The organism is Cucumibacter marinus DSM 18995 (assembly GCF_000429865.1).
GTDB classification, from domain to species: Bacteria; Pseudomonadota; Alphaproteobacteria; order Rhizobiales; family Devosiaceae; genus Cucumibacter; species Cucumibacter marinus.
On sequence record NZ_KE386978.1, the window covers coordinates 231609 to 247672 of the forward strand.

General features: G+C 62.3%; 20 protein-coding genes and 1 tRNA gene. 12 read left to right on the forward strand and 9 right to left on the reverse strand.

From position 1 onward, the window contains the following. Nucleotides 1-383: 383 nt before the first annotated feature. A tRNA-Ser gene (locus G489_RS0114445) sits at nt 384-473 on the reverse strand. A 319-nt stretch (nt 474-792) separates the two neighbouring features. Between G489_RS0114445 and G489_RS0114450 the strand changes: the two genes are divergently transcribed. From G489_RS0114450 to G489_RS0114460, 3 genes are all read left to right on the forward strand, one after another. Beyond that, a complete protein-coding gene (locus G489_RS0114450; RefSeq protein WP_029042127.1) occupies nt 793-1116 on the forward strand; it encodes a hypothetical protein in 324 nt (107 codons plus the stop codon). Nucleotides 1117-1214: 98 nt separating this feature from the next. Then, on the forward strand, nt 1215-1562 hold the full coding sequence (locus tag G489_RS0114455; protein ID WP_029042128.1) for a hypothetical protein: 348 nt from the start codon (nt 1215-1217) through the stop codon (nt 1560-1562). Nucleotides 1563-1574: 12 nt separating this feature from the next. Beyond that, a complete protein-coding gene (locus G489_RS0114460; protein WP_029042129.1) occupies nt 1575-1922 on the forward strand; it encodes an MmcQ/YjbR family DNA-binding protein in 348 nt (115 codons plus the stop codon). A gap of 3 nt (nt 1923-1925) precedes the next feature. Here the strand turns inward: G489_RS0114460 and G489_RS0114465 are convergent, their stop codons facing one another. Further along, complete coding sequence (locus G489_RS0114465) at nt 1926-3740, reverse strand: hypothetical protein (RefSeq protein WP_155889410.1); 1815 nt, start codon at nt 3738-3740, stop codon at nt 1926-1928. 71 nt (nt 3741-3811) lie between these two features. On the opposite strand from G489_RS0114465, the gene G489_RS0114470 reads away from it, so the two are divergent. Next, a complete protein-coding gene (locus G489_RS0114470; RefSeq protein ID WP_051332674.1) occupies nt 3812-4243 on the forward strand; it encodes a GtrA family protein in 432 nt (143 codons plus the stop codon). A gap of 52 nt (nt 4244-4295) precedes the next feature. Here the strand turns inward: G489_RS0114470 and G489_RS0114475 are convergent, their stop codons facing one another. Continuing rightward, nucleotides 4296-4931 (reverse strand): peroxiredoxin, encoded by a 636-nt coding sequence (locus tag G489_RS0114475; protein WP_029042132.1) that lies wholly within the window; start codon nt 4929-4931, stop codon nt 4296-4298. Nucleotides 4932-5100: 169 nt separating this feature from the next. Beyond that, nucleotides 5101-5307 (reverse strand): hypothetical protein, encoded by a 207-nt coding sequence (locus G489_RS0114480; protein ID WP_029042133.1) that lies wholly within the window; start codon nt 5305-5307, stop codon nt 5101-5103. A 321-nt stretch (nt 5308-5628) separates the two neighbouring features. Here G489_RS0114480 and G489_RS0114485 point away from each other — a divergent pair, with 321 nt between their 5' ends. Next, the gene (locus tag G489_RS0114485; RefSeq protein WP_210162615.1) at nt 5629-6228 is read left to right on the forward strand and encodes a hypothetical protein; all 600 of its coding nucleotides are present in this window, start codon (nt 5629-5631) and stop codon (nt 6226-6228) included. 193 nt (nt 6229-6421) lie between these two features. Further along, nucleotides 6422-6844, forward strand: a complete 423-nt coding sequence (locus tag G489_RS20775; protein WP_051332675.1) for a hypothetical protein — start codon at nt 6422-6424, stop codon at nt 6842-6844. 124 nt (nt 6845-6968) lie between these two features. On the opposite strand, the gene G489_RS0114495 is transcribed toward G489_RS20775, so the two are convergent. From G489_RS0114495 to G489_RS20780, 5 genes are all read right to left on the reverse strand, one after another. After that, nucleotides 6969-7817, reverse strand: a complete 849-nt coding sequence (locus tag G489_RS0114495) for an amino acid ABC transporter permease (protein WP_051332719.1) — start codon at nt 7815-7817, stop codon at nt 6969-6971. Nucleotides 7818-7909: 92 nt separating this feature from the next. Continuing rightward, nucleotides 7910-8707: a substrate-binding periplasmic protein gene (locus G489_RS0114500; protein WP_029042136.1), complete on the reverse strand. Its 798-nt coding sequence runs from the start codon at nt 8705-8707 to the stop codon at nt 7910-7912. 127 nt (nt 8708-8834) lie between these two features. Beyond that, nucleotides 8835-9200: a YegP family protein gene (locus tag G489_RS22900; protein WP_029042137.1), complete on the reverse strand. Its 366-nt coding sequence runs from the start codon at nt 9198-9200 to the stop codon at nt 8835-8837. 105 nt (nt 9201-9305) lie between these two features. Further along, the gene (locus G489_RS0114510; RefSeq protein ID WP_029042138.1) at nt 9306-9602 is read right to left on the reverse strand and encodes a SelT/SelW/SelH family protein; all 297 of its coding nucleotides are present in this window, start codon (nt 9600-9602) and stop codon (nt 9306-9308) included. Further along, entirely contained in the window at nt 9599-10522 is a 924-nt protein-coding gene (locus tag G489_RS20780) for a diacylglycerol/lipid kinase family protein (RefSeq protein WP_051332676.1), read from the reverse strand. The genes G489_RS0114510 and G489_RS20780 overlap by 4 nt, the downstream gene beginning before the upstream one ends. Nucleotides 10523-10653: 131 nt before the next feature. Between G489_RS20780 and G489_RS0114520 the strand changes: the two genes are divergently transcribed. From G489_RS0114520 to tsaE, 6 genes are all read left to right on the forward strand, one after another. Continuing rightward, nucleotides 10654-11454, forward strand: coding sequence for an ion transporter (locus G489_RS0114520; RefSeq protein WP_029042139.1), 801 nt, complete (start codon nt 10654-10656; stop codon nt 11452-11454). 98 nt (nt 11455-11552) lie between these two features. Further along, complete coding sequence (locus G489_RS0114525; RefSeq protein WP_029042140.1) at nt 11553-11903, forward strand: ArsR/SmtB family transcription factor; 351 nt, start codon at nt 11553-11555, stop codon at nt 11901-11903. A gap of 21 nt (nt 11904-11924) precedes the next feature. Next, on the forward strand, nt 11925-12398 hold the full coding sequence (locus G489_RS0114530; RefSeq protein ID WP_029042141.1) for a VOC family protein: 474 nt from the start codon (nt 11925-11927) through the stop codon (nt 12396-12398). 4 nt (nt 12399-12402) lie between these two features. Further along, nucleotides 12403-12897 (forward strand): SRPBCC domain-containing protein, encoded by a 495-nt coding sequence (locus G489_RS0114535; RefSeq protein ID WP_029042142.1) that lies wholly within the window; start codon nt 12403-12405, stop codon nt 12895-12897. 363 nt (nt 12898-13260) lie between these two features. Next, complete coding sequence (locus G489_RS20785; RefSeq protein ID WP_051332677.1) at nt 13261-15573, forward strand: sensor histidine kinase; 2313 nt, start codon at nt 13261-13263, stop codon at nt 15571-15573. Between the two features lie 10 nt (nt 15574-15583). Beyond that, the gene (gene tsaE / locus G489_RS22855; protein WP_051332678.1) at nt 15584-16063 is read left to right on the forward strand and encodes a tRNA (adenosine(37)-N6)-threonylcarbamoyltransferase complex ATPase subunit type 1 TsaE; all 480 of its coding nucleotides are present in this window, start codon (nt 15584-15586) and stop codon (nt 16061-16063) included. Nucleotide 16064 lies beyond the last annotated feature (1 nt).

Consider the following 16064-nt stretch of genomic DNA (forward strand, 5'->3'; position numbering starts at 1 on the left):
TGTTCAAAGCAAAGTACCAGGTCCGAACCGGAGTGAGTAGCCGTCCCGCCGTTCGAGCATAGCTCTCATGGCCATCCTGCCTTCAATCGATCCACTGTATCGATCGATGCGCTGGCGCAAAGCGGATGCGGAGTGGCAGAGAGTCCGGGAGAATGTGCAAATGTGACGCCAGGAGCGTGACAGCGCGACCGGGCTTTCGCCCGCCCTGTGGCAGCATGTGAGCCCAGCGAACAAAGCGTAAGACAGGGAATGGCGGAGAGAGGGACGAAGTTCGAACTCGGAGATTTTTGCATTCCTGCCATTCGAGCATAGCTCTCATGGCCTTCCTGCGCTCGCAAACCTCCACCGGAGGTTTGCGTTGGCAAATGCCAACCGCTTGGAAGTGGCGGAGAGAGAGGGATTCGAACCCTCGAGACGGTTACCCGCCTACACGCGTTCCAGGCGTGCGCCTTCGACCACTCGGCCATCTCTCCGCAATTGGCGCAAGGCGCCGGCGGGCGAAACGGAAGTCCCGTCTGGCCCGGGCCGGCAATATACCGAGACCGGGCCCGACCGCAAGAGGGCGATCACCCGTTTTGCCGCAAAATCCGAATGAACCGCACAACCGACCGCCTGAGGCCGCGCCGGCGGCGTGCATCCAATCGCCGCGCTGACGCGTTCAAGGATAGCGCCAAGGGTGCACGAGCAGGCCCGCATGGCTTGCGCAGCGCATTTGCGGCGCCTAACTAGTGGCTGCGCGCCACGCTCGAGCTGTGCTAGAGGCGAAGAGCGGCGGGCGCGAGGGACGCGCATATGAAGTTGATTTTTCGCATTCTGGCGACCTGGCTGATCGGGTTCGCGCTGATATTGCTGGTCGTTGACGGCACACGCATGCTTGCCGCGGAGGCTTTTGTGGTGACACCGTTCATCGAAAGCTGGCGCGGGGTCGACGCCAATGGCGTTGCCGGATTCGAAAGCTTCATTCGCGGGCAGGCAGGCGACTGGCTGTGGATCGGCGTTGCCGCGCCCCTGCTGGCCCTGCCCGGCTGGGTGCTGTTCGGCGTGCCCGGCCTGCTGTTTGCCCTTGCCGGCAGCCGGCGGTCCTCGCGGCGCTATAGGAAATTCGACCAGTTGTGAGTATGGTTTCACCAGATGCCGCCCTTCCGGGTGGCGGGCGGATGCGGTCAAAAGACTGGTCCGGGCGGTGACAAGGCCAATCGCAAAGGGTGACATCAATGGCGGTGATCAGGGTTCTGTTCCGTATCATTGGCACGATCATCCTGGTGATCGGGCTGGCGGGTCTTGCCGGGCTCGGCGCTGCCATTTTCCACGATATGTGGCGGGCCCCGCTGGGGCAGGTCTGGGTGGAGCAATCCTGGCTCGGCACCAACAGCCTTTTCACCATCGGCTCGCTGTTGAGCGGCGGCGAACAGGACCCGGCGCAATGGCATCCGGGCGTTGTCACGCTTCTGGGCTGGCCGGCATGGCTGGCGCTTGGGCTCGTGGGGTTTGCGGCGCTGTTTCTGGGCGGCGTTCTCCTCAAGTTCACCCGCCGCCGCCAACGTCAAAACAACATGCTTTGAGCCGGGGCCGTGATTTCGCGTTCCGAGTTCGAGGCGATCTGCAGCGCCCTGCCCGGCACGAGCCATGTCGTGCAATGGGGTGGGGCGAGCGTGTTCAAGGTCGGCGGCAAGATCTTTGCCATCCAGAACCAGTGGAATGATCCCGCGATCGCCTTCAAGGTTCCCGATGAGAGCTATGCGATGCTGACCGAGCAAGCCGGGATCCACCCCGCGCCCTATCTGGCGCGCGCCAAATGGGTGCAGGTCTCCGCAGAAGCCGGATTCACCAGCGCGGACTTCAAGGCCTATCTGACCCAGGCTCACAGCCTGATTGCCGCCAAGCTGACAAAAAAGCTGCGCGAGGATCTGGGACTTGGCTGACGCTCAGCGCGGCGCGGGCACGAACCAGCGCAGCCTCGCCCCCGGATCACTCTTTTCTTCCAGCCAGTCCGGCAAATGGCCCTGCCGCAAAGCAACTGCAATGCTGTCTTGTGCCGCACCCGCGAGGCCGTCGAGTTCGGGCACACCTTCACAGATCACGATGTAATCCGCCTTGCGCCTCTCGAACACTGCACGGGCTTCCGCCTCGGTGCCATTGAACACGGTGAAGGTATCGCGAATCGAAGCGGCATTGCGATGATAGGGCGCGCCGAGCGCCTCATGCGGGGTATAGATGAGGATGTGCGGTCCGAGATCATTGGGCGCAATCACGCGGGATTTCGGCAGCGCGGCGAGATCGGAGTAGGTGTCTTGCATCAGGCAGGCCGCGCGATCGGTCGGCGTGCCGTCCGCATGCCCGACAATGCGCTGGTCCTGGGGCGGCGCCAGCGTGTTGATCGCCAGCCCGACCGGCAGGCCGGCAAACAGCAGCCATGCGCCGGCAAGACCGAGAACCGGCAGAACGCCGCCCTTGTTCTGATAATGGGCGCGGGCAGCCAGAATGACCCAGGCGCCTGCCGGTACCGCAAGAATGGCGGCGAGGCGCGAGCCCCGCATCTGGATCACCATGACCAGAACCGCCAGCAGCAGGAAGCCAAACAGGATCAGCCATTCAGCGCGGTTGGCGCGCTCGCGCCACAAGATGACGCTCATGACCAACACCCCGGCGAGCGGCGGCAAGGCGACCGAGGCCGTGAAGCCGGGTTGGGTTTCGAAGGACTGCCAGATCGGCATGGCCTCGGTGATGCGGGGCAGCCAGTTTTCGCTCAGCCAGGGGTCGAGCCCGGCATAGGGCCCACCCAGACATTGGGGATAGAGCCAGACCGTAGCCGCGATGACGACAAGCCCCAGCGCCGCGGTGACCGCGAACCGGCCGATCCAGCCACCGGGTGCAGGAACCAGGGTGGCGAGAAACAGGGCCAGCCCTGCCCCCCCGGCAGCGACGAGATAGGTGGCGGAAAGTGCATCGCACGCCCCGACAAACCACAAATCGTTTGGCATTGTCGTGACCATGGAAACCACAAGCCCGGCCAGGAGCGCGAGACCGAAACCGCGCACCGCGCCTGAATGATCCGGCCGGAACACGTGGATCAGGCCGAAGGTCAGAATGGCCATGGCCACAAAGGGCAGCGTCTCGGTGCCGATGGCGATGGTAAGCGCAGTCGCAAGGCCGCTGATGATGGCAAAGCCACGCACCCGCCAACTGGCGACCGCGGCGAAGGCAATCAGCAGCGTCAGCACGGCCTGGGCGTTGTGGTGATCGACCCGGCCCGGGGAGAACTCGACCATCAGGGTCAGCGACAGGGCCGGCAGTATGTAACCGGGCAGTGCGCCATCCGGTCCCAGCAGCCATGTGCACAGGCGAGCCGACAGGGCGAGAAGCGCACCGAGCAGGATCAGCGGCCAGGCATAGGCGGCGAACACGATCGCGCCATCGCCGAGAAAAGGCCGCGAAATCAGGATGAGAAGGGCAATCGGCGCATCGATGAAGCGGGACCAGTGAATGATGGCACCGGCATCGCCGCCAAGCCGGTATTGGGTGGTGTCGAACCAGTTCTGACCGCCGAGGAGATCCAGGGCCTGGGTGATGCGCAGCGCATCGTCGGTGTCGCCGAAAAGCGGGGTTCGCGGCGCCTGAATGACCTCGCGAATGATGAAGAAGGCCGCGATCGCCAGATAAAAAAGCGCAAATCGAAGGATTTGTTGCGCCACAGGGCTGGCATTGGGCTGCCGGGTGGCCGTATGGGAAGGCATCGTCACGGTGGCATCCTGCTGCCGGTGCGCATGAGAAGACCAAGGCTTACGCCTCAGGGCTTAAGATCGGCTAAACCATGGACCCATCACACGAGACCGAAACCGCAACGCCCTTGCCCGTCAAACACCCGTTGCTCCGCCGGCTTACGGGCTTTGTGATCGCGGGCGGCACCGGCTTCACGGTCGATGCGCTGGTGCTGACGCTGCTGAATTCGGGCTTCAGCATCGACCCCTTCAGAGCCCGCATCGTGGCGATCGCGGTGGCCGCCTTCGTGACCTGGCAGATCAACAGGAACTTCTCCTGGGGACGGGCGAAGGACGGAGCCGCGCGGGAGGGCTCGCGCTATTTCGCCGTGGTGATCGCGTCAGCACTCGTCAATTACGGCGTCTATTCGGCCGCGCTGCTCATCGTGCCCGGGCTCTGGCCGTTCATCGCGCTTGTCATCGGTACCGCGGTGGCCATGTCGGTTTCGTTTTTCGGGTTCGACCGCTTCGTGTTCAGGCAATAAAAAAGGGCGGCACCGAAGCACCGCCCCTTGCAAGGTCGCGTCAGCCAGCCGGTTACGCGCCGGGCTGCTTGACGATGCGCAGATAGGGCCGCACGGCGTTCCAGCCATCGGGGAACTGGCCCTTTGCGTCTTCGTCCGACACTGCGGGGACGATGATCACGTCTTCACCGTTCTTCCAGTTCACCGGGGTTGCCACCTTGTGCTTGGCGGTGAGCTGCAGGCTGTCGATGACGCGGAGAACCTCATCGAAATTGCGGCCGGTCGAGGCCGGATATTCGATCTTCAGCTTGATCTTCTTGTCCGGGCCGATGACGAAGACCGAGCGCACGGTCAGGCTGTCGTCGGCATTGGGGTGAATCATCTCGTATTTGGTAGCCACAGCGCGATCGTGGTCGGCGATCAGCGGGAAATTGAGGGCGGCACCCTGGGTGTCCTCAATGTCCTTGGCCCAGCCCGCATGATCTTCGATCTTGTCGACGGAAAGGCCCATGACCTTGACGCCGCGCTTGTCGAATTCGGGCTTGAGCTTGGCGGTGTAGCCGAGCTCGGTGGTGCAAACCGGGGTGTAGTTCTTGGGATGCGAGAACAGGACGGCCCAGTGACCGTCGATATAGTCGTGGAAACGGATCCGGCCTTCGGTGGTGTCCGCTTCAAAATCCGGCGCTGTGTCGCCAATCAGCAAAGCCATTGGTTCGTCCTTTCATGGCGCTATCAGGTTCAACACTATTATCGGTATTCCCGGACGCGATTTAAATCACTCCTCGGGAAAACTCTTTTCTTCTTCTAGCGCTTCGGGGTGGGTTGCCGTTGCGCCAAATCGACGCGATGGCGCATGGCTTTCCGGGACGGGCCACAGCCTAGTTGAGAAAGGCGAGTGCGCCGGTCGATTGGGCATTGTCATAGGCCCAGGCCAGGATGAGCGGCGAGAAGGCAAAGGCAAGAGCGACGGGACCGCGCGCGGACAGGAGCCGCGCGGCGACATAAAAGATGAGGACCACGGCGATGTTGAACAAGACCGAGGTCGATCTGAACTCTAGCAGGTTCGCAAACAGGTCCATGCCCATTGGCGGTCCGTTACCGGCCGCGCTTCCTCTCATGCCCCCCGCGCGCGAGTTTGCGCCCGCCGTTTTACCGATCCGTTAATTCACCTATTCGGGGTTTAGCCTGCCCGACATGGATTTGTTACCGATCACTCCCGGCTCACGGGGGCGTCATCGGTTGGACGGGCACGCGTCACACTGTTTGCCGCCAGATTTCAGCGCCCTCACGCGGTTCCCGCCGGCCAATCAGTGATCAGTGTTGAGACGGCGTGAAGCGGGTTTGATTTGCTCGCACCCCGGACTTGGTTCCAGTTGAATGCTCAACAATCGCGGGAGGTAAATATCATGAGAATTGGACTTGCCATGACAAGCGGGCTCGCGGCCTGTGTTCTGGTCGCCGGACTGGCAGGAACTGCCCTGTCGCAGGACGGTGAAGATGCCATGATGGAAGACAGCATGATGGCGGACGATATGGCTCCGTTCGGGGGTCCTCATGACGTCGATTTCGCGTTGACCCTGTGGGACAAGATGGCCGCTGCGAGGCTGGTCGGTGATGACCGGATGGTCTCAAGGCCCTTTGAAGGCAACGAACCGCATGGCGCCATTCAGGAAGTGGTCGCCACAACCGTTGAAATGGATGGCCGGTCGGGCCGGCTTCTGGTCAAGCAGAACCATATGGGCGAGGGCGCGGATCGGGACAGTGTCTATGAAAATCCCGATGAATGGTTGCAGGCCGTAACCATCATGTTCAAGCGCGAAGAAGGCTACGATCCGGATAACCAGGACTGGTTCTGGGCCAAGTATCTTCCGGACGGCACCCTCGACAAGAACCCGGCAGGCGTACAACTCGCAGGGCGGGTCGCCAAAGGCATGGATGCGGGGTGTATCGCCTGCCACAGTGCTGCCGGCGGCGCGGACCTTGAAGTCCTGACGTTCAGCGACTGAAGGTGATCACAGGATTGACCGCGGCACCCGGGCGGCTTCGGCCGCCGGGGTTTTTATGCTGATTTTACAGAATTTTACTGCCGATCCCGTTCACACAAACCGCAAGCTCTTGTGAGCGGGTGTGACGGGCATGCGAGCGCGTCTGGCCCTAGGGTTCGTTTGCGAATTCACACAAACCGTCAGGAAACGGAACATGAAACCCACAAGCAAGATTCTCATCGCAACGCTGTTCACCACCGGGCTCATGCTGGGGAGCGCAGCAGTGCCCGCCATGGCCCAGGACGGCGACATGTATGGCGGCCTCTCCGAAGAGGAGTTCATGGCCAAGTGTGACACCCTCATGCATGACGACATGATGATGGAAGAGGACTCCATGAGCGAAGACGACGCCATGATGGAGGACGATGCCATGATGGAAGAAGAGCATGACGACGCCATGATGGAAGATGATGCCATGATGGAAGAAGGGCACGACGACGCCATGATGGAAGACGATGCGATGTCGGAAGACGATGCGATGTCGGAAGACGATGCCATGATGGAAGAGCATGACGACATGATGCTGTCGGACGAGGACTTCATGGAGCTTTGCAAGGCCGCCGAAAGCGCGATGTAAGCCAGGCCCTTCAGGAGGACGGGCTCACCGCTCTCCTGCCCAGACCAAAATGCAAGGCCCGCCGGTCACCCCGGCGGGCTTCTCATTTGTCGACCAAGATCCCTTGGCTGGCCAGGCGGCGCTGTCAGTGCTGGTTGCGCACCCTGTCGGCCTTGCCAAGCACGCTTTCGAGCCAGCGCACGGCGAGCGAAAGGGTGATGGTCAGCACCAGATAGAGATAAGCGACGATGTTGTAGGTCTCGAAAAACTTGAAGGTCGAAGCCGAGTAGACCTTGCCGAGCTGGGTAATGTCCTGCACCCCCAGAGCCGACACGAGCGCTGAATCCTTGATCATCGCCACCAATTCGTTGCCCAGCGGCGGCAGCACGGTGCGCGCGGCCTGCGGAGCGATCACGAAGCGGAATGTGTGCCAGCGTGAAAGACCGAGGGCCCGGGCGGCTTCGACATGGCCCTGATCGACAGACTGGATACCGGCCCTGAAAATCTCGGCGATGAAGGCGGAATAGGAAATGGTCAGCGCGATGATGGCGCGCCAGGTGAAGTCGAACTGACGCACGGTCAGTTTGCCGATCAGCCCCAGTTCGCGCAGCGGGGTAAGCACCCAGTTGACCCCCTCGACAATCGCGGGGGCGCCGACAAAGGCGATGTAGAACAGCAAGACCAGCATGGGCACGCCGCGCACGATCTCGGTATAGAAAATCGCGACCTGCCGGACGGGTTCCAGCTTGGAATTGCGCGCCAGCGCGACGATAGCGCCCAGTAATACCGCCAGGGTGAACGCAACCGCGGTGACGAACAAGGTGGTCCCGATACCCCCGGACAGCGCCCTGAAGATCAGCGCATAGTCGGCGTCGACGGTAATCGCCCACAACCCGAGCAGGCCCAGGAGCGCCGTTGCCAGCAACCACCAGGGCAAGGGTCGGCGCTGCTTGCGCGGGCGATAGGCTTCGGGCTGGGGGGTGGCGTCGGGCATGAGCCTTTTGGGGAATGGCCCGCGCCGGAAGCCGGCGCGGGTGCGCATTTAGGGAAACATGCCTGCGCCGATGCGTGACGCAGGCGTGGCGCTTATTGCGCGGCGTTGTATTCGAAGAACCATTTCTGGTTCAAGGCATCGAGAGTGCCGTCTTCACGCATCGAGGCGATCGCCGCGTTGACCGGTTCGACAAGATCGGAACCCGGGGTGAAGATGAAGCCGAACTGCTCGGTGCCGAGTGCGTCGCCCACCTGTTTGAAGGCACCGGGATTAGCCCCGATATAGCCGCGGGCCGAGGTAGCATCCATCAGCACCATGTCCACATCGCCCGATTTGAGGGCCTGCACGGAGGCGCCGAAAGTCTCGAACAGTTTGATGCGCGGATTGGCTTCGTCACCGTCGAGGACTTCATAGACCGCGACATAGAAGTTGGTGGTCCCGGCCTGGGCACCGATGGTCAGGCTTTCATCGGCGGAAAACGAAGCCGGGCCTTCGATGCGCTCCTCATCGGCGCGCACCAGCATGAATTGCTGGGAGGTCATGTAAGGCGCAGAGAAGTCGATCTGCTCTTCTCGCTCCTCGGTGATGGTGATGCCGTCCATGCCGACATCATACTGGCCCTCGCGCACGGCCTGGATCATGGTGTCCCAGCTCGCAAGGTTCCAGTCGACAGTGGCGTTGAGACGCTTGGCGATCTCGTTGAAGGCATCATATTCCCAACCGATGCCTTCGCCCGTCGCCGGATCGGCGAAGTTGAGCGGGGTGTAGGCATTTTCGGTGACCGCAACGATTGTGCGGCCTTCGAGGTCCGGCAGGGCATCCTGCGCGTTTGCCGGCAGCGCCAGCGCGGCGCCAAGGGCAAACAGGACCGGGGCAAGGGTAAGTTTCATCATGGGCTCCCTGTGATGGTCTTGTTGTTTGATGAATTCCGATCAGACAGCGGTGATGCGCCGCCGGGCTTACCCGCCGGCGCGGATCGATCGCGATTGCAGCCGGGCCGTGGGGTCCGGAAAGAAATCAGCTTTCGTCTTCGACCGGTGCGCCGGGCGCGTTCTTCTTGACCGACTCGACGCAGTTCTTGGCGCTCGACTTCGAGGTGTAGGTCTCGGAGCGAACCATGGTTTCGCCATTCGAGGCAACGAACCGCACGAAGAACTGGTCGTCCTTGGAGGCGACGATCTCGAAACGGTAGCCTTTGGCGTCCTCGTCCTTTGTGAGATCGGCAACCGCAGCGTCGGGTGCGTTCTTCTTGATCGAGTCGATGCAGTTCTGGGCGCTCGATTTCGAGGTGTAGCTTTCCGACCAGACCATGATCTCGGCGTTGTAGACGAACTGGACGCCGAACTGGTCGTTCTTGCGGGCGACGATCTTGAATTTATGCATGGCGATTCCCCTCTGGGCATTTGTCCCGGAACGATAGCGGACTGACGCCCAAGCGCAAGCGGGAGCTTGCAAATGGTGAAATCCGACAGGTGTGGTGCGTGTCGATCAAGGCCGGTCCGTGTGACCCAGATCGCGGGAAGGATCGACGATGTCGCGCACGCGCTGTTTGAGCGTCTTGATGTCGGGGAAGCCGCCATCGGTCACCCGGTTCCAGATGACGTTGCCATCGACCTCGATGACGAAGACCCCGCCGGTGCCAGGGACCAGGCGGACCCCGCCGAGGTTCGAATGAAAACTGGACAGCAATTCCTGCGCCATCCAGCCGGCACGCAGGAGCCAATTGCACTGGGTGCAGTAGGTGATGGTGATCTCGGGCAGCCTCCCGGCTGTGCTTTGGCTCATGACGGGGTCTCCGGTGATGGGCGCAAGACGGTAAGCGCCTGTTGCTCGATCTCGCATGTCACCGGTGCCTCGAGCCGCCGGCGCTCCCCGTCAACGGTAACCGAAAGGACACGCTTGCGGCCACCCAACACCACCTTGTGCGCCGGATGGGGCTCGAGCAGATCATTGGTGTTCCAGCGGCCAACCATGGCTTGAAGAATCATCCAGGCGACCTGCCAGGACGCGTTGAGCTTGGTCACATAGACAACCAGCCGCCCGCCCTGGGGGTCTTCGGCAACGGGCAATTGCCCGGGTGCTTCGGCGAGGCCGTTGACCGTGACGGCATAGCCTGCGGTCCGGAAATCGAGCGGGGTGCCATCGATTTCGATGCGCATTCGCCGGCGCGGCAGGGTGCGCGCGGCCCGGTGCAGGGCCCGCACACCGGCCAACATCTTGCCCAGCCGGCTGGCATAGGGCACCGCATCACGAAACCTGACGAAGCGGGTGTGCAGGCCCCCCGAGACATGGTGCAGAAACACCTGACCATTGACCCGGCCAACATCGATGCGGTCAGCATGATAGGTGTCTAGCGCGGTCAAGGCCGGCTCGGGATCGGGCCCGATTCCGATGGCGCGGGCAAACAGATTGAAGGTCCCGAAGGGCAAGGGCAAAAGCGCTTTGCCGGTCTCGACGCAGTAATGGGCGCAGGCCGAAACCGTCCCGTCACCGCCCGCCGCAACTACAAGATCGGTTCTCTTGTCGGCGAAGACTTCTTCGAGCGTCTTTCGAAACGACTTTCCGTCCGGTTGGACGACACTGACGACTTCTCCCAGAGGCGCCAGGGTTTCGGCCCAGTCGCGTTTGCCGCCATCGAGATTTCGCCCGGCGGCGCCATTGGCGACAACAGCGATGGTGTAGGCGTGTTCCGAAGGAGAAGTCATTGATGGCCTGTCACGGATTTGCCTTTATCGTTATGCCTTTGCCCCGAATGGGCCGGTAACGGGAAAGCCGTCTTTTTCCCGGGCCTCCGCCACCTATCTATGCGTCGACACTCAGACGGGAACCAGTCCGAATGCGCAACACCATCGTCAATCTTATCGCCAGGCGCGAATGGGAACTCGCCGTGATCCTCGTCATCGTTCTCAACGCCATCACGCTCGGGCTTGAGACCTCGGATGCGGTCATGGCGCGATGGGGCGGCATCCTGCATGTGATCGACCGGGTGGTGCTGGGCTTGTTCGTGATCGAGATCTGTCTGCGGATCTACGCCCATCGGCTCAAATTCTTCACCGATCCCTGGGGGGTGTTCGATTTCACCATCGTTGCCATCTCGCTTTTGCCCGCGGCCGGGGCGTTGTCGATCCTTCGCGCCTTCCGCATTCTGCGCGTGCTGCGGCTGGTTTCCATGGTGCCCTCGCTGCGCCGTGTGATCGGCGGGCTGATCGGCGCATTGCCCGGCATGGGTTCGGTCGTCATCCTGCTGAGCCTCATCTTCTACGTGTTCGCGGTCATGGCGACCAATCTGTACGGCGAGGATTTCCCGGATTGGTTCGGCACGATTGCCGCCTCGCTGTACTCGCTGTTCCAGATCATGACGCTTGAAAGCTGGTCGATGGGCATCGTCCGCCCGGTCATGGAAGCGCATCCCTATGCCTGGGCGTTCTTCGTTCCGTTCATCATCTCGACCGCCTTCACCGTGCTCAACCTTTTCATCGGTGTGATCGTTGCAGCCATGCAGAAAGAAACCGATGCGCTGGCCGAGGCCGATCGCCAGGCGCTGCATTCAGAGACCGAAGTGGTACTCACCGAAGTGCGGGCGCTGCGTGAGGAAGTCAGTGCCCTGAAGGACGCGCTGCGCGAGAACCGCCACTAGCAAGCCTCTCCCGTTCCGGCGCGGCATCGATCGCGGCTTGACGCTTCGCCCGGATTTTTCTATAACCATTTTGTTCTAAAACTATTTAGTTATATAATATGACCGAAGCCCAACTGGACGCCACATTCGCTGCGCTTGCCGACCCCACACGCCGTGCAATCCTCGCCCGGCTGGCCAAGGGGGACGCGTCGGTCAACGAACTGGCCGAGCCCTTCGCCATGAGCCAGCCGGCGATCTCGAAGCACCTCAAGGTGCTGGAGAAGGCCGGGCTGATCTCGCGACAACAGATCGCCCAAAAACGTCCCTGCCATATCGAGGGGGAAGCGATGGCGGGCGCCGTGAGCTGGCTCGAGCGATATCGGGAAATCTGGGAAGGCAATTACCGCCGGCTCGACGCCCTGCTCGCAAGCATGCAGGCCTCATCCGGGACCGGGTCCAAAGACGCCTGAGCGGCACAAAGGGAGCATTCCATGCCCAAGATCACCACCTGTCTTTGGTTCAACTTCAACGCCGATGAGGCCATCGCCCACTACCTCAATGTGTTCGGGGACGGTGAGATCCTCAGTGAAAGCCGCTATGGCGACGCCGGTCCGGGACCGTCCGGTAAGCTGATGACCGCGAGCTTCCGGCTGTTCGACCAGCACTTCATGGCACTCAATGCCGGCCCGGATTTCCAATTCTCTCCTGCGATCTCGCTGTTCGTCGATTGCGCCGACCAGGCTGAACTCGACCGATATTGGGACCGGATGATCGCGGCGGGCGGCACGGCAGGCCAGTGCGGATGGTTGACCGACGCGTTCGGGCTCTCCTGGCAGATCATTCCCAGGCGGCTGGGCGAGTTGATGGGCCACAGCGACCCGGCCATTGCCGGCAAAGCGGCTGCGGCGATGATGCAGATGCAGAAAATCGATATCGCGGCGCTCGATGCAGCCGTAGAAAGGTGAAGCCATGATCCCCGTCACCACCCGCTATCCAAGCGTCGCCGTCACCACTCCGACGCCCCGGAGCATCGAGATCAAGCGGGACTTCGCCGCGCCGCCCACGCTTGTGTTCGACGCCCACACCAAGCCCGAACTCGTGCGGCAATGGCTATTGGGTCCGGACGGCTGGACCATGCCGGTCTGCGATATCGACCTCAGGGTTGGCGGCGAATACCGCTATGTCTGGCGCCGTGCCACCAGTGGCGACGAAATGGGCCTCAGCGGCCGGTTCACCGCCATCGAAGCTCCTCACCTCACCCGGGGTGTCGAGCTGTTCGACGAGGACTGGACCGGCGGTGAGGCCGAGGCCGAAACCCGGTTCGATGCCATCGACACGGGCACGCGGATGACGCTGACCATCACCTATGCGAGCGAAGAAGCACGGGATGGCGCGGCGGCGTCAGGCATGGCTGACGGACTTGAGGCCGGCTATGCGCGGCTCGATGCGGTGCTGGAAGGCTGAGTGAATTGCCAGCGAGGGCAAAAACGACGCAAAACAGAAATCTGTGCGATTCAGAGAATTGAGGTTTGCGCAAGCCGGGATTTTTCTTGCCCCGGGCTTTTTCGCCTTCTGCCCGATTCGCCGAGACGGTATGTTCAAGTGATTCGCCTGCTTTGGCGGGCTCACCGGCGGATCCATTTGTGAGGCAAGGGCATGGTGCCGGAACGGTTCCGGACGCGCACAGTATTACTCGGCGGCGCTAGTTTAACGACTATTCTGGGTGCTTCGCCGGCCTTTGCGCTGAACCTTGCGTCAATTTCATCCAACCAGATTCTTTCTGTCACACCTTTTGCCATTGCAGGCGGGGCGGCGGCCTTTGGCGCGGTGTCGGCGTTCTTTGCCTACCGGGCGCGGCGGCGCGGCAATGCGCTCGCCAATTATGCGCGGCGGCAATTGCGGGACATGCGGGCCCATCTCGACGAGCTCGAGGGCCTTCTGGCCGGCATGCGAGAGGTCACGCTGATCTGGCGGGAGCATGCCAGCGAGCCCCAGGTTTTCGGACCGGTCAGCCTGATCATTGACGGGGAGAACGACCCCGCCGCCATCCTCGATCTCGAACGCTGGCTGCCGCGGGACAGCGTGACCGGGCTTTCGGCCCAACTGGCAACGCTCAGGGCTGCGGGCGTCGAATTCTCTGCCGGCGTCAGGGCGCTTGGCGGGGCGGAATTCGAGATCACGGGCCGGCTGGTGGCCGGCGCGCCGGTGGTACGCATTTCACCCAAGCGAGGTATCGAGGCCGAACCCTTTGCGCTGGCCGGCAGCTTGAGGCGGCGGCCCACCATTGAGAGCTGCACGGCGCTGATCTCCTGCCTCAACCATCCCGCCTGGATCCGGGACAGCCGGGGCGCACTGGCGTTTGTGAATGCGCCCTATCTCGACATGCTCAAGACGCTGGGCAAGACGCCGGGACCGGACGGCCAACTGCCGGAACTGTTCGACCGCGCCTCCATCGAACGGCACCGCAAGGCGCGGCGTGAAGGAGAAGGACCGGTTTCGCTCAGCGAAACCCATCCCCAGGCCGGGCCGCTCGATGTGACGCTTTTCTCGCTCGAGGACGGCGCTGCAGGCTACGCGGTTCAGGGCGCAGCCTCCAACGAAGCGCAGAACGATCCCGCGCTCAGTTTCCTCACGGCGGCCATCAACGAGCTGGCCACGCCGGTCGCGGTGTTCGATGCGGATGGCAAGCTCACCCACTACAACAAGGCCTTTGCCGATCTGTGGGGGCTCGATCAGGCCTGGCTCGAAACCGGACCCAATGAAGGGCAGATCCTCGACCGGCTGCGCACCAGCGACATGCTGCCGGCGGAAGCCGACTACCGCGCCTGGCGCAAGGAGCATCTGAAATCATACGGGCTCGAGGCACCGCGCGAATCCATGTGGCATCTGCCCAATGGCCAGGTCCTCAACGTCATCGCCTCCCCCGCGCCCAAGCATCGCGGGGTGATCTATGTCTATGAGAACGTCACCGAACGGCTGGCGCTCGAAAGCCAGCACAATTCGCTCATTGAAGTGCAGCGCGAGACGCTTAACGGGCTTTCCGAGGCGGTGGCGGTGTTCGGCACGGACGGAAAGCTGAAGCTGCATAACCCTCAGCTCTCCGGGCTCTGGGGCGTCGACATGAAAGCGCTGTCGACCCATCCGCATATCGATGCGATCGCCAAGGCCTGTGCCGAAGTCATGCCCGAAGATGGTGCCCGGATCTGGGGCGAACTCAAACAGGCGGTCATCGACATGGACCCCAACCGGCGCGACGCCCATGGCCGGTTATCGCGCGCCGATGGCAAGTTGATCGACTACGCGATCGTGCGTCTGCCCAACGGACAATCGCTTGTCAGTTTTGTCGATGTCACCCAGGCCGCACAGTACGAACAGCTCCTGAAGGAGCGAAACGAGGCGCTTGAGACCGCCGACAAACTCAAGGACGCCTTCGTCCAGAACGTCTCTTATGAATTGCGTTCGCCGCTGACCAATATCATCGGCTTTTCCGATCTCCTCGCCAATGAAGAGCTCGGGCCGCTCAATGACCGCCAGCGTGAATATACCGCCTATATCCGCTCCTCGAGCGAGGCGCTCGGCATCCTCATCGACAATATCCTCGATCTGGCCAGTGCCGACGCCGGCATTGCCGAATTGCAGCCGGAAATCCTCGACATCGAGAAGCTGATCGAAAAGGCCCAGGCCGGTGCACTGGCAACGTCGGGTAGCGAAAGCCCGGTCAATATCGAGGTCGACATCGCCGACGATCTGCCGGTCTTCATCGCAGACGAGACCCGGATCGTGCAGGTCCTCTATAATCTGCTGTCCAACGCCGTGCGCTATTCCGATCCCGGCGCGACGGTCAAAATCGCGGTGTCATCGCGCGGGGGCGAGCGCATCATCTTCACCGTGGACGATGAGGGTGCAGGCATTCCCGAGGAGCTCGTGCGCTCGGTCTTCGACCGGTTCGAAGGTCATGCGGTGCAAGGCCGGCAACGCGGCGCCGGGCTCGGGCTCGCCATTGTGAAAACCTTCGTGCACCTGCATTCGGGCACGGTCCAGATTGCCGCGCGCGAACCGCGCGGCACACGGGTGATCGTCAACCTGCCGGCGCGGCAAAGCCGGGTGGTGCCCGCCGAAGGCGCCAGCCCCGCCGAATAGGCGCGGCATCATGTTCTGCGTGATCCTTGCCGGTGAAGCGCAGACCGCGGCGCTGGCCGCGGCTCTTGTGCCCCATCTTTCATCAGGCGAACGGATCCTGCTCGAGGGCGGGCTGGGGGCAGGAAAATCAAGTTTCGCCCGTGCCCTGATCCGACAGCTTGCGGGCGATCCCGAACTCGACGTGCCAAGCCCCACCTTTGCGCTGGTTCAACCCTATGACACCCCCGCGGGTCCGGTGATCCATGCCGATCTCTATCGCCTCGGCGATCCGGACGAAGCCATTGAGCTTGGCCTGTTCGAAGACCGGAGTGCCTTGCTGATCGTCGAATGGCCGGAACGCCTGCCCGGCCTGTTCGATGAACCGCACTGGGTCATCCGGTTCGATCTCGCATCGGACCCGGCGGCGCGACGCACGGACATCATTCCCCCGCCCACCACTGACCGGGACCGGCTTGCCCGAAGCCTTGCCGGCTTTCCCCCGCCAGTATGAC

Excerpts from the sequence above, each read along its gene's own strand:
- G489_RS0114500 (WP_029042136.1), bottom strand. The coding sequence starts at position 8,707 with ATGAAACTTACCCTTGCCCCGGTCCTGTTTGCCCTTGGCGCCGCGCTG.
- G489_RS0114535 (WP_029042142.1), top strand. The coding sequence starts at position 12,403 with ATGATCCCCGTCACCACCCGCTATCCAAGCGTCGCCGTCACCACTCCG.
- G489_RS0114520 (WP_029042139.1), top strand. The coding sequence starts at position 10,654 with ATGCGCAACACCATCGTCAATCTTATCGCCAGGCGCGAATGGGAACTC.
- G489_RS0114475 (WP_029042132.1), bottom strand. The coding sequence starts at position 4,931 with ATGGCTTTGCTGATTGGCGACACAGCGCCGGATTTTGAAGCGGACACC.
- G489_RS0114480 (WP_029042133.1), bottom strand. The coding sequence starts at position 5,307 with ATGGGCATGGACCTGTTTGCGAACCTGCTAGAGTTCAGATCGACCTCG.
- G489_RS0114470 (WP_051332674.1), top strand. The coding sequence starts at position 3,812 with ATGGACCCATCACACGAGACCGAAACCGCAACGCCCTTGCCCGTCAAA.
- G489_RS0114495 (WP_051332719.1), bottom strand. The coding sequence starts at position 7,817 with ATGCCCGACGCCACCCCCCAGCCCGAAGCCTATCGCCCGCGCAAGCAG.
- G489_RS20780 (WP_051332676.1), bottom strand. The coding sequence starts at position 10,522 with ATGACTTCTCCTTCGGAACACGCCTACACCATCGCTGTTGTCGCCAAT.
- G489_RS0114485 (WP_210162615.1), top strand. The coding sequence starts at position 5,629 with ATGAGAATTGGACTTGCCATGACAAGCGGGCTCGCGGCCTGTGTTCTG.
- G489_RS20775 (WP_051332675.1), top strand. The coding sequence starts at position 6,422 with ATGAAACCCACAAGCAAGATTCTCATCGCAACGCTGTTCACCACCGGG.
- G489_RS0114530 (WP_029042141.1), top strand. The coding sequence starts at position 11,925 with ATGCCCAAGATCACCACCTGTCTTTGGTTCAACTTCAACGCCGATGAG.
- G489_RS0114510 (WP_029042138.1), bottom strand. The coding sequence starts at position 9,602 with ATGAGCCAAAGCACAGCCGGGAGGCTGCCCGAGATCACCATCACCTAC.
- G489_RS22900 (WP_029042137.1), bottom strand. The coding sequence starts at position 9,200 with ATGCATAAATTCAAGATCGTCGCCCGCAAGAACGACCAGTTCGGCGTC.
- tsaE (WP_051332678.1), top strand. The coding sequence starts at position 15,584 with ATGTTCTGCGTGATCCTTGCCGGTGAAGCGCAGACCGCGGCGCTGGCC.
- G489_RS0114450 (WP_029042127.1), top strand. The coding sequence starts at position 793 with ATGAAGTTGATTTTTCGCATTCTGGCGACCTGGCTGATCGGGTTCGCG.
- G489_RS0114455 (WP_029042128.1), top strand. The coding sequence starts at position 1,215 with ATGGCGGTGATCAGGGTTCTGTTCCGTATCATTGGCACGATCATCCTG.
- G489_RS0114525 (WP_029042140.1), top strand. The coding sequence starts at position 11,553 with ATGACCGAAGCCCAACTGGACGCCACATTCGCTGCGCTTGCCGACCCC.